The organism is Streptomyces similanensis (genome assembly GCF_039543625.1).
In the GTDB taxonomy this organism is placed as follows: domain Bacteria; phylum Actinomycetota; class Actinomycetes; order Streptomycetales; family Streptomycetaceae; genus Streptomyces; species Streptomyces similanensis.
This window is the reverse complement of the sequence record NZ_BAABKC010000046.1, coordinates 26531-41675: the sequence shown is the minus strand read 5'-3', so window position 1 is coordinate 41675 and position 15145 is coordinate 26531. Positions and strand designations below refer to the sequence as shown.

Sequence of the window (15145 nt, the reverse complement as noted above, 5' to 3'; positions counted from 1 at the left end):
TTCCCCTCAGTCCGTGAACCCGTGGTGGGCGATCTCCAGCACCTCGGTCGCCACGGCCGGGCTCGCGGGATCGAGCGTGGGACCGGTCCAGCTCACCGGCAGCACGTCGATCAGCCCCCAGCGGGCCACCTCGGAGCCGTCCGCGCGCAGCGCCGTGATCTGCGCGGTGGGCCGCTTGATGCCGGTCTGCACGGACGAGATCCACTTGGCGACCTTGGCCGTGTCGGGGGTGAGCGGGCGGGTCAGCCGGATGGTGGAGAACGTGACGCGCGTCGGCAGGTGCCATACGAAGCCGTTGTTGCCGCCCTCCTGGCGGTGCTCGACCTCCACCTGGGACGACAGGCCCTCGCAGCCGTTGAAGTAGCCGAGGCTCTCGCCGTCGATGCTGAGGGTGAACCAGATGGTGGAGCCCGGGTCCTGGCGGGACATCGAGGGTGGGCCTTTCTTTCGGTTTCCGTCGTTCCTGGTGGGCGGTCGGCGCCCGGCGATCGCGTGCCGCGGGGGTGCTCAGCGGCGCGGATCGCGGAGCTTGCCGATCCGCTCGCGGTCCAGGCGCAGTTCGGTGCGGATCAGCCGGGTGACGCGGCCGATGATCCGGTGCACCAGCTCGTCGAGCTGGAAGTCGGTCAGCTCCCTCGGGTCGAAGCCGCCCGGCGGGATCGCCGTGTACTCCGGCGGCGCGGTGGCGTCGGCGGGCGGGGGTGCGGCGGCACGGGAGGTGTGGGTCGGCGGGGGAGGGGGCGGGACCGGGGTTCGGTGCGTGGTTACGGGTGTGGGGGTGTGCGAGGCGGCTGTGGCGGTGGTGTGCGGGTGCGGGACGGCGGCCGCGTGGGTCGTGTGGGTCGTGTGGGTGGCCGGCGGTGCGGGTTTGTGGAGCTGGGGGGCGCGCTGGACCACGGGGAGGGGCGGCGGGGTGGGGGGTGTGAGGCGGGCTACCGGGAGGGCGGCGGCCGGGTGTGCGGCTGCCGGGAAGGCAGGGATCGGGTGTGCGGCTGCCGGGTGTGCGGTCGCCGGGAAGGCGGCGGAGGCCGGGGGCGGAGTCGCCGGGGCGGCCGCCGGGCCGGGTGTGTCGCCGCCGGGGGGCGTGACGGGGAGAGCCGTGGCCGCCGCCCGTTGTACGGCGACGGGGACGGACACCGTGGGCAGGGCGGGGGCCGCCGGGGTGGCGAGCGGGGCGCCGTCGGCCGGGACCGTGGGCAGTGGCGCTCCCACGGGGGAGCGGCGTCGGGCGGGTGCGGGAGCGGTGACTGCGGAGGCGGACGTGCGCTGGACGGCGACCGGAGGCGTGGGGGCGGGTGTGACGGGTGAACTCGGGTCGGGAGACGCGGTGTGCCGGGGTGCGGGCTGCGCCGTGGCCGTGGGGGGTGCGCTGCGCTGAACCGCCGGGCGGTGGGCGGCGGTTGGGGCTGCCTTTACCGCCGGGCCGGGCTGACCTGGGGCGGTGGTCCGGGCCGGGGACGTTCCCGGAGCGGCGGCGGGTGTGCTCGGGTGCGGGTTCGGGTGCGTGCCCGTGCCCGTGCCCGTGCTCGGCTGAGACGTCGGCTGGGTGTGCGGTGTGGTGTGCGGTGCGGTGTGGGCCGACTGGGGCGCCGGGGTCGGGGCGGCCGCCGGGCCGGGGTGGGTCGTTGCGCCCGGCTGAGCGGCGGGGCGGTGGGACTCGCCGGGCTGGGGCTGCGGCTGGGGCTGGAGCGCGGGCCGCTGCGCGGGTGTGCGGTCGGCCGGGGTGGCCCGCTGGACGGGCAGGTCGGACCGTTTGGCCGTGTCGGAGCCTGCGGTCGGCGCGGTCGGCCGGGACGGCTCGGGGGTCGCCGCTGCGGAGGGCCGCGCGGAGACGGGCGCGCCGAGTCCGAGACGCGGCGCACGACGGTCGGCGCTGCGCTGGACGACCGGCGCGGGGGCGGACGAGGGCTCGGCGGCGGGCGTCGCAGCCGAGCGCGGGGCAGCCGCCGCGGGGGCGGACGACGGGGACGATTCGGCGGCGGAGTGACCGGCCGACCGGGAGACGTCTGAGGCCGACCGGGAGGTCTGCGGGGTCGACCGGGCCGTTTCCGTGGCGGCTCGGGAGGTCTCCGCGGCCGGTGAGGACGTTCCGGCGGCCGGGCGGGAGGGCTCGGCGGCAGCGGGGGCGGCCGGACGCGTGGCGGGCCCGGCGGCGGTCGTGGGCGCGGTCGCCGGTGACTGCGCGGCGGACGCGGAAGGAGCCGCCTGCGCCCGCTGTACGGGCAGGTCGGCAGCCGGTGGGCGCGCGGTCTGCGGCGAGGCGGCCGGCTCTGCTCCACTCACCGGAGCGGACCCCGGAGCGGACGCGGGCGCGGCCGAGGGAGCGGCCGGAGTAGGGGCAGGACCCGACTGCGCCCGCTGTACGGGCACATCGGCGGCCGGAGGCTGCGCGCCCCGCGCGGAGCCTCCCGACGCGGCTTCACCCCGCACCGGAGTGCGCGGAGCGGGCGCGGACGGCGTCGTGCCGGAAGAGGCGGCCGGGGGACGGACCGGGGCGCCGGTTCCCGGCGTCGCACCGGAACGCGGCGTACGACCGCCGCCGTCCGACGTCCGGCGCTGCACGGCGGGCCGTGACCCTCCGGCACCCGAGCCCGCGGCGGAGGCCGAACTCCCGGCGCCCGAGCCCGCGGCGGAGGCCGAACTCCCGGCGCCCGTCGCGGCCGAGGGCCGAGGCGTCGAGCCCGCCGAGCCGTCCGGCGCGCCCGCACTCCGCCGCTCGGACGTCCCGGGCACCGGACCGGCGCCCGACGGCCGTACGGCACCGCCCGCGCCCTCGCCCGTCACCGGACCGGAAGCGGGCGCGGCGACGGGAGGCAAAGGCGGAAGCCCGGCGGAGGCGGCTGCGGCTGTGGCTGCGGATGCGGTTGCGGAGGTGACCGCGTCGGTGGACGACGGAACACCGGCCGGGCTCACCGCCCGCTGCACCGGCGGCACCGCACCGGCATTCCCGCTACCGGCATGCCCATCACTGGTGCTCCCGCTCCCGGCGGCGGACGCCGATGGCGCGTCCGGCCCCTCGGACGACCGCTCGGCGCGCCGCGCCGCGGGTGCGGGGCCGCTGTCACCCTCGGCGGTCGGCGTCGGCGAACCGCTCGCCGTACCACGGGAGTCGGCGGCCTTCCCCGCAGCGGACGCGGGACCGGCGGCCGGGGACGCGGCCATGCGCCGGGACACCGGAAGCACCCTGCTGTGTGTCCGGGTGAGCGACGCCGCAGGAGTCGCGGCCGCCGGTCCGGTACGGACAGGGCTCACCCGCAGCCCGGAGGCGGCCGGGGCCGGGGGCGCCGATGGCGTGAGAGGCGCCCGGGGCGACACCACGGGCGGAACCGGCGCGGGCGCGACCGCCGGAGTGCCCGCCCCCGAGGCGGCAGCCCCCGCAGCGGCAGGCGTCCCCGAAGCCGCCGGGGACGAGTCCAGGGCGGCGGACCCGGACGCACCGGAACGGCCCACGCCACCAGGCGCGGACGCGGGCGCGGAGACCGGCCCGCCACCGGAACGAGCCGACCCGCCCGCGGCGCCCTGCGCACCGGCCCCGGCGGCAGCGGCGGCCGAGGACCGGGCGGCGGCCCGGAGAACAGGCGTGCCCGCGACACCGGCCGTACCACCGGCCGCCGCGGCGGCCGTACCGGGAGATCCGGCCCCGGACGCGGCGGCCGGGCGGACGGTCCCAGGGGTCGCCGTGGGACGGACGGCCCCACCGGCCGCCCCGGGAGCGGAGCCTGGCGCACCGCCACCGGGCCGTACGGCAGCGCCACCGCCCGCGGGCGACGGCGCACCCGGCGCCGATGAGGACGGCGCACCCGGCGCCGACGGCGCAGACGTCCCCGCCGACACCCCACGCGGCGCAAGCCACCGCAGCGGCACCGCCGGCGCGCGTTGCACCAACGGCCCCTGGGCGGCGCCCGGGGGCGTCGCCGAAGGCAGCGACGTCGCCGGTCGCTCAAGGCCCGTCACCGGGCGGCCCGGCAGCGGGTGCGCCGAACCGCCGCCGAGCAGCGCGCTGGAGCGGCCGTCCAGGACGGAGTGGGAGGCCGTGCCCATGAAGGTCGGGTTCTGCCAGGTGGGCAGCCGCCCGCCGAAGCCGCGGTCGGCGACACCGGCCGGGTTCGGGGCCAGCGCACGCTGGATCGGGGGCAGCGCGGGCCAGGACGCGGGCGCGACCGCACGGCCGCCGCCCGCCGGCCCCTCGTCACCGCCGGAGGCCACCGCCACCGCCGCCACCGTCCCCGACGGCGCCGAAGGCACCGAGGGGGCGGCCACCTCGCCGCCGGAGCCGACCGCGTTCCCGTCGGCACGTCCGTCGTCCGCCCGTCCGCGGAACCGGTCCAGGAGACCCATCGATCAGCCCTCCGCCCCGGCGCGTGTCACCAGGGACGCGATCTCGCCGGTGTAGCGGCGGCGGTCGTGGTGTTCGAGGTCCAGGATCTCGTCCATGCTCCAGTGGAAGTGGTAGGCCACGTACGCGATCTCCTCGTGCAGCCGGTCGGTCGCGTACGTCACGATTCCCCCAGGCGGCTCCCGCCGAGTTCCACCTCGAAGGGTTCCGCGCAGTGCGGGCACCGCACGGCCGCGCGGGTGTGTCCCTCCGCGTTGATCTGGCGGTAGAAGTCCTGGAGGAACGCCAGGTCGGAGGCGAACATGTTCTCCACGATCCCGTCGTGGACCATGGGCAGCGTGCCCAGCCGGGTGATGACCCGGCCGAGCAGCACGACCGACAGGTACGCCGGGTTCTCCTGCACCCGTACGTCCCGCAGCGGCACGAGTTCGTCCCGCGCGGTCGACAGGCGCATCGTCCCGTCCCGGTGCACGGCGCCCGACTCGTCGACGTACCCGCGGGGCAGCTGGAAGGGGAACTCGGTGCGCAGCGCCTCCTGTTGGAGCGGGAGCTGCTGCTGCTGCTGCGGCGGCGGGGCCGCCGCCACCGCCGGCTCCGGCGCGGACTCCGCCGCGTCCGGGCCGGCGTGCGCGACGGCGCCGCCGGGCCTGGCAGCCGATCGCCGCATTACTCGATGACCAGTTCTTCGAACGTGATCGTCACGGTCTCGGTGAGGGCGGCGGCCTCGCCCGCCTTGACCGTGCTCGCGTCGATCTTGCTGCACCAGGCGTTGCGCAGGTGGTAGCGCTTCACCGGGTTGTTCTGGAAGTCCATCATGATGATGGAGGCGTTCTTGCGGGCGGTGGTCATCTGCCCGGTGATCGACTGGTTGATCCACTGGGTGAACGACGCCGACTGGGTCATGCCGCGCACCACCGTGCAGGTGCCGTTCTTCTTCACACCCGGCAGGTTCTTGACCACGTTCTGGCCGCCCGGGGTGTTCTGCTGGTAGGTGATGACGTCCTGCTCGATGCTGAGGCCGCTGACCTCGGCCAGGTACTCGACCATCACACCGTCGATCTGGAGGCCGAAATTGTGCGAGGTGAGGGCGTCACCCGGCTGGAGACTCATGAGTTCGCTGTCCTTCTAGGGGTGTTGAGGGCGACGGGGGGAGCGGCGCTCGCGCCTACTCCTCCAACTCGCCGCTGCCGCTGGAGAACTGGGCCAGCCGGAAGATCACGAACTCGGCCGGCTTGACCGGCGCGATGCCGATCTCGCAGACGACCCGGCCGACGTCCACCGACTCCGGCGGGTTGGTCTCCTCGTCGCACTTGACGTAGTACGCCTCTTCGGGGCGCTGTCCGAACAGGGCGCCGCTGCGCCACTCGTTGACCAGGAACGCCGAGATGTTGCGCCGGATGCGCGCCCACAGCGCGTGGTCGTTCGGCTCGAACACCACCCACTGGGTGCCGATCAGGATCGACTCCTCCAGGTAGTTGAAGTACCGGCGGATGTTCAGGTAGCGCCAGGCCGGGTCGGAGGAGAGGGTGCGGGCGCCCCAGACGCGGATGCCGCGGCCGGGGAAGGCGCGGATGCAGTTGACGCCGATCGGGTTGAGCAGGTCCTGCTCGCCGCGGGTGATCTGGGTCTCCAGATCGACCGCGCCGCGCACGACCTCGTTGGCGGGCGCCTTGTGCACACCGCGCTCGGCGTCGTTGCGGGCCCAGATGCCGGCGATGTGGCCGCTCGGCGGGATCATCCGGGTCTGACCGCTGCTCGGGTCGAAGGACTTGATCCACGGGTAGTACAGGGCCGCGTACTTGGAGTCGTAGCCGGCGGTCTCCTGCCGCCAGACGCGGATCTGGCGGGCGTTGAGCCCCGGCGGCGGGTCGATGACCGCGACCCGGTCGCCCATCAGCTCGCAGTGCGCGATCAGACCGAGCTGGACCGCCTTGACGGCCTCCAGGTCGATCGCGCCGCGCTGGTAGGCGGCCATCAGGTCGGGCACCGCGACCATGGACACCTCGTCGATGGCCTCCAGGCCGCCGAACCCGGTCCGGTCCGCGCTGTCGCCCAGGTACGAGGCCGGGCCCGGGTGCGAGTCGCGCACCGGGTCGGAGGCCGCCGGCACGGCGGGGGCCGGAGCCGGCGCCGGGGCGGCCACGGCCACCGTCTGGTTGTCGGGACGGGCCAGCTGCGCGGCCGGCGCCGTCTCGGTCACCGTGATGAGCTTGGAGCGCTCCTTGACCTGCGTGACGACGTAGTTGCGGCCGCCCTTCTTGGCCGTGACGTCGAAGGTCTCGACCGCCTTGTCGCCGTCCTTGACGATCAGCCGGAACCGCTCGGCCGGGCCCTCGCCCTCCGGGTCGGCGACCTCCACGCTCAGCGAGCCGCCGCCGGGCGCGGAGGCGATGGCGGTCACCGCGAACGTGCCGATCTGCGTCGGCTCGGCGGCGGGCAGCGCGGCCGGGGCGGCGGAAGCGCCCACCGCGGCCGGGGACTTGCCGTTGCGGCCGGCCGAGGCGTCCGCGTCGAGGGCGGCGCCCTCGCTGGAGCCGCCGACCCGCACGACGTAGGCGGCGGTGCCGCCGTTCTGGAAGAAGCCGTAGACCGAGTGGGCCAGGTAGTACCCGTCGGTGAACTCACCGAAGGACGCGACGTACTGGCTCCAGTTGGTCACCAGCGTCGGCTCGTTGAGCGGTCCGGCCGGGGCGAGCCCCACGAAGGCCGCCACCGAGGTGCCCACTCCCTCGATCGGGCGCGAACCGCTGGCCACCTCCTCGACGTAGACGCCGGGCGACAGGTAGGAAGGCATGCTCCGCGCTCCTCGGGGTACGAGTAAGGATCTCGTCCAGCCTCACGCGCGAGGCGCGTCGGCCGAAACGTCTTGCGGTGCCGGGTCGGGGGCATTCCCGTTGCCCACAAGGGCAGTCCGGCGCACGGCGGCCGGGGGTGGCGGCGCGCGCCGTCGCCGCCGCCACCCCGGGCCGCCGTGCGCGTCGGCCGTGGCCCGGCCCGGGTGCCCCGGCGGGTCGCCGGACCGGTCCGGGCGGGGTGGCCGATCGGGCACCGGCTGTGCGCGGAAGACTCCTGACCAGGTGGTGGCGCGTTCGTAGCGTCTTCGCGTGAGCCTTTGGACATCCCTCGAACCGGCGTCCGCGACGGTGGACCCCGGCAGCAGTACGCGTGTGCGGCTGCGGTTGCGCAATACCGGTGACGTCGTGGACGAGTACCGTTTCGAGCCGGTCGGCGACATCGCGCCGTGGACGACGGTGGAGCCGCAGACGCTGCGGCTGTATCCCGGTACGACGGGGACGGTGGAGCTGACCTTCTCTACGCCGCGCACGCCGGACGCGACCGCCGGTCCGAATCCGTACGCGGTGCGGATCACGCCGACGGAGCATCCGGAGGCGGTGACGGTCCCGGAGGGCAACCTCACGATCACGCCGTTCACGGAGGTGCGGGCGGAGCTGGTGCCGCCGACGGTGAAGGGACGGTTCCGGGGGCGTCCGCGGCTGGCGGTGGACAACCTCGGCAATACGAAGGTCACGGCGTCGGTGAGCGGCAGCGACAACGGTGATCAGTTGTCGTACGACCTTCATCCGAGCAATGTCCAGATCGAGCCCGGTCGTGCGGCGTTCGTGAAGGCGACGCTGAAGCCGCGGAAGATCATCTGGTTCGGGTCGAAGGAGCAGCGGCCGTACACCCTGGCCGTGCAGCGCTCCGGCGCGAAACCCCTTCCGGTGGAGGGCACTTACCTCCAGGGCGGGTTCCTGCCGCGCTGGCTCGCCACCCTCCTCGGCATCGCCCTGGCCCTCACCCTCGCCTTCGGCATGTTCTGGATCACCTACCGACCCCAGGTGCGCAGCGTGGCCACCGAGAAGCTGGCGGAGGCCGCCGCCACCGCGCTGCCGACCGCCATGCCCTCGATCGCCGTGCCGCCCTCCGGCGGGGCGTCCCGGGGCGCCGGCGGCGACGCGGCGGACGGGGACGACGGCGGGGCGGGGCTCGCCCTCCCGGCGGGCGGTGGCGGCGACGACCGGGCCAAGGGGGACGGCTCCGGCGGATCGGCGGCGAAGAACGGCGGCGGAGTGCCGGCGAAGACGGAGAAGGACGCGCCCCGCGGTCCGCTCCCCTTCCGGCCGGGCGACGGGCCGAACCTGTTCGTGCAGTTCGCCCAGGTCAGGCTGTCCACGTTCCCGCAGGACTCGCCGTGCCGGCTCACCGAACACCACACCGTGGGCATGATGGACACGGCGACGGTCGAGGCCCTGAAGTGCTGGCAGCGGCAGGTCGACGGCATCTACGACGGGGTCATGGTCAAGACGGACGGCCTCGGCAACCTGGGCCGCTCCACCATGACGGCCCTGCTGATGGCCCACCTCGGCAAGAACACGGCCGGCATCCGGCCCGGCGAGGACAACCCCGACGTGGTGTGGTTCAACAGCGTGCTGCTGTGGGCCACCTACGACCGGATCACCGACGACGTGGTGACCGTGCAGAGCCTCTTCATCCGGTCGAACATGCAGTACCTGCAAGGCGTCAAGCCCCGCGCGCACGCCCCCTCCAACGACGCCCTGAAGGACCGGATCGAGCTCTACCAGCGGGCGATGGGCCTCCCGGTCACCGGGACGGCGGACGAGGCCACGTACCGGCAACTGCACGGCGGCAGGGTCGTCTCCCAGGACCAGCCCGGCGAGGTGACCGCCGACGACTACCCGCCCCTCCCGGCGACGGACCAGTAGCCCCCCCCGACACGCCTGCACGGCCCGCCCGAGCCCCCGTGTTTCGGCCGCGGTCCGCGCTTTCCGGCCGGAGCCCACGGGTTCCGGCCGGGCCCGGGAGGGTTGCCGTTCCCACCCCTTCGGGCAGCGATCGTGCCCCGGCGACTCCTGACGCGCGAAGGGGGCCCACCATAGCGTCGACCGGTGAGCCTTTGGACTTCCCTGGAGCCGGCGTCGGCGACCGTGGACCCCGGCGGCAGTACCCGTGTGCGGCTGCGGTTGCGCAACACCGGTGACGTCGTCGACGAATACCGCTTCGAACCCGTCGGCGACATCGCGCCGTGGACGACGGTGGAGCCGCAGACGCTGCGGCTGTATCCCGGTACGACGGGGACGGTGGAGCTGACCTTCAGCCCACCACGCACGCCGGACGCGACGGCGGGGCCGAACCCGTTCGCGGTGCGGATCACACCGACGGAACACCCGGAGGCGGTCACCGTCCCGGAGGGCAACCTCACGATCACGCCGTTCACGGAGGTGCGGGCGGAGCTGGTGCCGCCCACCGTGAAGGGACGCTTCCGGGGCCGTCCGCGTCTCGCGGTGGACAATCTCGGCAATACGAAGGTCACGGCGTCGGTGAGCGGCAGCGACAACGGTGATCAGTTGTCGTACGACCTTCATCCGAGCAATGTGCAGATCGAGCCGGGCCGTGCGGCGTTCGTGAAGGCGACGCTGAAGCCGCGGAAGATCATCTGGTTCGGCTCGAAGGAACAGCGGCCGTACACCCTGGCCGTGCAGCGCTCCGGCGCCAATCCGCTGCCGGTGGAGGGCACTTACGTCCAGCGGGGGTTCCTGCCGCGCTGGCTGGCGACGTTCTTCGGCGTGTTCCTGGCCCTGGGCATCACCTTCACCATGCTGTGGATCGCCTACAAGCCGAAGGTCGCCACCGGCGCCACCGAGAAGCTCGCCGAGGCGGGCAGCACGCTCGCGCCGTCCCCGTCGGCCTCCCCGGTCCTGCCCGCACCCGAGACGCCCTCCTCCGCACCGCAGCAGCCAGCCGAGCCGTCGTCCGGCGGCGACGACAAGGGCGACCGCGGCTCGGGCGGCGACGGCGGTTCCGGCGGCGGCAGCGGCGGTGGAGGCGGCGGCGCGCCGGCCAAGAAGAAGCCCAAGCCGGTGGTGCCCGTCTCCAACGTCGTGCTGCGCAACACCACCACCAAGAAGTGCGCGGACATCCCCGGCTACGACAAGGGCACCAAGGCCGGGCCCGTGCGCGAGTACACGTGTGACGGAACCTCGCACGACAACCAGCTGTGGGACCTGGACGTGACCCTCCCGAAGGGCGGCCCCGGCGGCACCCCCCTCTTCCTGATCCGCAACGTCAAGGACCAGTTCTGCATGGACCTGCGCAACTACGGTGCGGAGCCCATCCGTACGCCCGTCGCCGAGTACACCTGCGACGGCACCACCAACGACAACCAGCTGTGGTGGGCGCAGAAGCAGGCGAGCGGCGCCTACTGGATCCGCAACTTCGCCAGCGACAACAAGTGCCTGGACGTGTCGGGTTACAGCACCGGCGGCAACGACACCCCGCTCACGATCTTCGACTGCTCCAACACCGATGACCAGGAATGGCTGATCATCCCCCAGGCGGGTGGCTGACATGGCAGGTCTGTGGACCTCGCTGGAACCGGCGTCCGCGACGGTGGACCCCGGCAGCAGTACGCGTGTGCGGCTGCGGTTGCGCAATACCGGTGACGTCGTGGACGAGTACCGTTTCGAGCCGGTCGGCGACATCGCGCCGTGGACGACGGTGGAGCCGCAGACGCTGCGGCTGTATCCGGGTACGACGGGGACGGTGGAGCTGACGTTCGCGCCGCCGCGCACTCCGGACGCGACGGCCGGTCCGAATCCGTACGCGGTGCGGATCACGCCGACGGAGCATCCGGAGGCGGTGACGGTCCCGGAGGGCAACCTCACGATCACGCCGTTCACGGAGGTGCGGGCGGAGCTGGTCCCGCCGACGGTGAAGGGGCGGTTCCGGGGGCGTCCGCGGCTCGCGGTGGACAACCTCGGCAATACGAAGGTCACGGCGTCGGTCAGCGGCAGCGACAACGGTGATCAGTTGTCGTACGACCTTCATCCGAGCAATGTGCAGATCGAGCCCGGTCGTGCGGCGTTCGTGAAGGCGACGCTGAAGCCGCGGAAGATCATCTGGTTCGGGTCGAAGGAGCAGCGGCCGTACACCCTGGCCGTGCACCGCTCAGGGGCCAGTCCGCTGCCGGTGGAGGGCACTTACCTTCAGCGGGGCTTCCTGCCGCGCTGGCTGGCGACGTTCTTCGGCGTGTTCCTGGCTCTCGGCATCACCTTCACCATGCTGTGGATCGCCTACAAACCCAACGTCAGCACCGGCGCCACCGAGAAGGTCGCCGCCGCCGGCAACACGCTCGCACCCTCCGCGGAGCCTAGCCGCCCGCTGGTCTCGGCGCCCCCGCAGGAGCAGCCCGAGCAGCCGGCTCCGGCGCCGGGCGGCGGCGAGAGCGAGAAGCCGAGCGGAGGACACTCCGCGGCCCCGCCACCGGCGGACACCTCCGGCGGCTCGGGCGGTTCCGGCACGTCCGGCGGGTCGGGCGGTGGCGGGTCCCAGCCCAAGCCGAAGCCCAAGCCCGCCGAGGCGGCGGGCCAGCTGATCATCGGGCAGGGGTCCGACCGCTGCGTCGACGTCACCGGCGGGCAGGACGGCGTGGGCCGGGACGGCACCCGGCTCCAGATCCGGGACTGCAAGCGCACCCCCAACCAGAAGTGGCAGTTCCTCGGCGACGGCACCGTGCGCTCGCTCGGCATGTGCATGGACGTGGCGTGGGGGTCCAAGGACGACGGGGCGGCGATCCAGCTGGCCCGGTGCAGCGGCAACCCGGCGCAGACGTTCGTGCTGAGCACCCAGGGCGACCTGGTGAACCCGCAGGCGAACAAGTGCGTGGACGCGGTGGACAACGGCACCGGCAACGGGACCAAGCTCCAGCTGTGGACGTGTGCCGGAACGCCCAACCAGAAGTGGCGCGTTCAGGACTGAGCCCCCCGGAGGCGGCGGACCGGTGACCGGCTCCGCCGCTACCAGGAGCAGTCGTCAGCGAGGGCCGTCATCACCGAGGGCCGTCATCACCGAGGGCCGTCGTCACCAGGAGCCGTCGCCGGGCAGCAGCCGGCCCGCCTTGCGGTACTCGCGGCGGGCCCCCTCCAGCAGATCGGCCGCGGTGACCGCGTCGCCGCGGCCGGCGGCGAGATACGCGGCGGTCACCACGGCGCTGCGGATCGAACCGCCCGCCAGCTCGAAGTCGACCGCCACCGAGCCCAGTTCGAGGCCGTCCCCGCACGGCACGTGGGAGAGGCTGTGCCACCACAGCGCGCGGCGCTGCTCGACGTCGGGGAACGGGAAGTCGACCACCAGGTCGAGCCGCCGGGTGAACGCCTCGTCGATGTTGGCGCGCAGGTTCGTGGTGAGCAGCGCGATGCCGTCGAACGACTCCAGCCGCTGGAGCAGGTAGGCGCTCTCCATGTTGGCGTACCGGTCGTGCGAGTCCTTCACCTCCGAGCGCTTGCCGAACACGGCGTCGGCCTCGTCGAAGAGGAGCACCGCGTCGGTGCGGTCGGCCTCGGTGAAGATCCGTTCCAGGTTCTTCTCGGTCTCCCCGACGTACTTGTCGACCACGGACGACAGCTGCACGACGTAGAGGTCGAGGCCCAGTTCGGCCGCGACGACCTCCGCCGACAGCGTCTTGCCGGTGCCGGACTCGCCCGCGAACAGGCCGAGGACGCCCCGGCCCCGGCCGCCGCCCGCGCTGAGCCGCCAGTCGCCGAGCACCCGGTCGCGGTGCCGGGCGCGCAGCGCGAGTTCCCGCAGCTGGAGCAGGGGCCGATCGGGCAGCACCAGGTCGGTCCAGTCGACGGCGGGGCGGATCCGGCGGGCGTGCTGTTCGAGGCCGGAGGCGGACTGGCGGCGGGCGGCGGCGCGCAGATGGGCCGCGGTCAGCTCGGCGCCCTCGAAACCGGCGAGGTCCCGCGCGGCGCGGGCGGCCCGGACGACCCGGTCGTCGGGGAGGTGGTACGGCGCGACGGTGGCGGCCAGGTCGAAACCGGGCTCCGGCCCGAGCACGGCCGCCCAGGCGAGCACCGCCCCGGTACCGCGCCGGGGCGCCTCCAGGACCAGCGGGTCGGGGGCGCCGTGGTCGCACCACTGAGGGTCGTACGGCCGGCGGCCGGTGATCAGCGCGGGCACACCGGACGCGGCCAACTCCCGCACCAACGCGCCCGGTTCCTCGGGCAACGCGGAGACGACGACCACGCCGCCGCTCAGCCGGGCCTCGCGCAGCAGGTCGGACACCCGGTCCTCGGGCCCGGCGAAGTGCAGGGCCGGCCGGCCCGCGGCGCGCAGGGCGGTGGCGGCGCAGGAGAGGCCGTCGCCCTCCCGGCTCTCGCGCAGATACGCGGTGAGCGGGGGAGCGGCGGCGAGCCGGGCGGCCAGCAGTTCGGCGAAGCGGGCGAAGTCCTCGTCGGCGCCGAGCGCGTACGGCGGCTCGGGCAGCGGGCGCAGGTACGCGGCGAGCGCGGGGTCGGGGGTGTCGTCGCCGAGCAGATGCGACACCACCCGGTCGGGCACCCGCAACAACCGGCTGAGGAAGGGGCGTTCGGGCTCGTCCACGGCGAGCAGACCGAGCGAGACCAGGGGCGCCGTGGGGTGCAGCCGGGCCCGCGCGGGCGCCGAGTGCACGGGGATCCCACACAGGTCGAGGGCGAGGGCGACGGTGGCCCGCCGACGGCTGACGTCGTCGTTGAGGTAGCCGTACAGCTGCTCGAAGGTGCGGTCGAGGTCGGGGGCGAGGGAGACGAGGAGGAGCGCGGCGTCCAGCTCGGTCAGACCGAGCCGCGCGCACAGTCCGGACACCGGGTCCTGGGCCGGTGCGGGGGCGCCGGCCGGGGCGCCGGGCAGCGCGCCCGGTGCCGGGTCCGGCGCCGCGTCCGGCAGCGCGCCGGGCCGGGACTCCGCCGGGCGCAGCAGCCGTTGCACGGCCTCCGGCGACAGATACAGGCCACGCAGCGGATCGCCGGCCGTGGGGTCGCCCGCGGACCGCTCGTCGACCAGCGCGGCGACCCGCTCGCGCAGCTCGGTGAGGCGGACGAGCAGCGCGTCGGCGGGATCGTGGGTCTGGGCGGCTTCGGCGCCGTGAGCGGCCTCAGTGCTCTGAGTGCCCTGAGTGCCCTGAGCGGCCTGAGTGTCTTGGGTGGCGTGGGCGGCGGGCGTGGCCCCGGCTGGCTGCGGCGCGGAGGTGCTCGGGGCGGTCACGGCGTGCCGTCCGTTCCGGCGACGCCGCCCGTCCCGCCCGTCACGCCCGTACTGGTCGCACCGGTCGTACCGATCGTGCCGCGGGTGCGTCGGGCCGCCGAGCGGGCGGCGCGGGCCGCCGCCACCTGCGGGGGCCGGTGGGCGCGCTCCTCCGGCTCGGCCGCGCCGCCGTCGTCCAGGCGGCGTACGCGCACCACCGCGCCCTCGGTGACGGGCGGACCGGCGTCGTAGTCGGGGTAGGCGGGGAACGGCACGGTGACCACCAGGTCGAGGGACGGCTTGAGTTCGCCGCCGAGCGCGGACCAGATCTCGGCCAGGGACCGTGACTCCGTCTGGCTGCCGGCCACCGACAGCGGTACGGCCATGCCCAACGCGCCCAGCTGGCCGCCAAGTTCCGAGGGCGCGAGCAGCTCGCGCGGCAGCAGGGTGGCCAACGCGGCCGACAGCAGCCGGTGTTCGTCCTGCGGCTGCCGGGTCCAGGCCGTCACCAGGTAGGACAGCCGGAACCAGCGGGGCGGCCGGCGCCGCTTGACGACCACGTCCCGGTCGTCGACCACGGGCAGCTGGCCGCGCTGGCGGCGGGCCACGTCCTCCCGGATGTCGTAGAGGTAGGCGTTGATCGTCGGCGCGTTGCGCCGGGCGGCCCAGTCGCGGGTGGGGGCGTCGAAGGCGACGTCGATGCCGGAACCGGCCAGCGCGCCACCCCCGAGCAGGGTTTTGAGAACCTCGTCCACCTCGTGGATCACCGTCGCGCTCCCGCCCTGC

General features: G+C 74.5%; 12 protein-coding genes. 4 read left to right on the top strand and 8 right to left on the bottom strand.

Annotation, left to right across the window (positions count from 1 at the left end; translation table 11 throughout):
* Positions 1–6: 6 nt before the first annotated feature.
* Positions 7–429, bottom strand: a complete 423-nt coding sequence (locus ABEB07_RS16700; RefSeq protein ID WP_164582281.1) for a phage tail protein — start codon at positions 427–429, stop codon at positions 7–9.
* A 78-nt stretch (positions 430–507) separates the two neighbouring features.
* Complete coding sequence (locus ABEB07_RS16695) at positions 508–1212, bottom strand: extensin (protein WP_345669061.1); 705 nt, start codon at positions 1210–1212, stop codon at positions 508–510.
* Between the two features lie 547 nt (positions 1213–1759).
* Between ABEB07_RS16695 and ABEB07_RS16690 the strand changes: the two genes are divergently transcribed.
* The gene (locus tag ABEB07_RS16690; RefSeq protein ID WP_345669060.1) at positions 1760–1987 is read left to right on the top strand and encodes a hypothetical protein; all 228 of its coding nucleotides are present in this window, start codon (positions 1760–1762) and stop codon (positions 1985–1987) included.
* A 2354-nt stretch (positions 1988–4341) separates the two neighbouring features.
* Here the strand turns inward: ABEB07_RS16690 and ABEB07_RS16685 are convergent.
* From ABEB07_RS16685 to ABEB07_RS16670, 4 genes are read right to left on the bottom strand one after another with little or no spacing between them, the layout of a single operon-like run.
* Positions 4342–4500, bottom strand: a complete 159-nt coding sequence (locus ABEB07_RS16685; protein WP_019983125.1) for a DUF6760 family protein — start codon at positions 4498–4500, stop codon at positions 4342–4344.
* On the bottom strand, positions 4497–5003 hold the full coding sequence (locus ABEB07_RS16680) for a hypothetical protein (protein ID WP_345669057.1): 507 nt from the start codon (positions 5001–5003) through the stop codon (positions 4497–4499). Before ABEB07_RS16680 ends, ABEB07_RS16685 begins: the two co-directional genes overlap by 4 nt.
* Complete coding sequence (locus ABEB07_RS16675; RefSeq protein WP_009190922.1) at positions 5003–5446, bottom strand: phage tail protein; 444 nt, start codon at positions 5444–5446, stop codon at positions 5003–5005. Before ABEB07_RS16675 ends, ABEB07_RS16680 begins: the two co-directional genes overlap by 1 nt.
* Before the next feature lie 55 nt (positions 5447–5501).
* The gene (locus tag ABEB07_RS16670) at positions 5502–7130 is read right to left on the bottom strand and encodes a phage tail sheath family protein (RefSeq protein ID WP_345669055.1); all 1629 of its coding nucleotides are present in this window, start codon (positions 7128–7130) and stop codon (positions 5502–5504) included.
* Between the two features lie 310 nt (positions 7131–7440).
* On the opposite strand from ABEB07_RS16670, the gene ABEB07_RS16665 reads away from it, so the two are divergent.
* The 3 genes from ABEB07_RS16665 to ABEB07_RS16655 all read left to right on the top strand — a co-directional run bounded on the left by ABEB07_RS16665 (position 7441) and on the right by ABEB07_RS16655 (position 12112).
* Positions 7441–9060 carry a peptidoglycan-binding protein gene (locus tag ABEB07_RS16665; RefSeq protein WP_345669054.1) on the top strand — a complete coding sequence of 540 codons (1620 nt, stop codon included), beginning with the start codon at positions 7441–7443 and terminating at the stop codon, positions 9058–9060.
* Positions 9061–9243: 183 nt separating this feature from the next.
* Positions 9244–10701 carry an RICIN domain-containing protein gene (locus ABEB07_RS16660; RefSeq protein WP_345669053.1) on the top strand — a complete coding sequence of 486 codons (1458 nt, stop codon included), beginning with the start codon at positions 9244–9246 and terminating at the stop codon, positions 10699–10701.
* Position 10702: 1 nt separating this feature from the next.
* Positions 10703–12112, top strand: coding sequence for a ricin-type beta-trefoil lectin domain protein (locus ABEB07_RS16655; protein WP_345669052.1), 1410 nt, complete (start codon positions 10703–10705; stop codon positions 12110–12112).
* Between the two features lie 102 nt (positions 12113–12214).
* Here the strand turns inward: ABEB07_RS16655 and ABEB07_RS16650 are convergent, their stop codons facing one another.
* Positions 12215–14221 carry an ATP-binding protein gene (locus tag ABEB07_RS16650; protein ID WP_345669082.1) on the bottom strand — a complete coding sequence of 669 codons (2007 nt, stop codon included), beginning with the start codon at positions 14219–14221 and terminating at the stop codon, positions 12215–12217.
* 155 nt (positions 14222–14376) lie between these two features.
* Positions 14377–15126: a DUF4255 domain-containing protein gene (locus tag ABEB07_RS16645; RefSeq protein WP_345669051.1), complete on the bottom strand. Its 750-nt coding sequence runs from the start codon at positions 15124–15126 to the stop codon at positions 14377–14379.
* Positions 15127–15145: the final 19 nt, after the last annotated feature.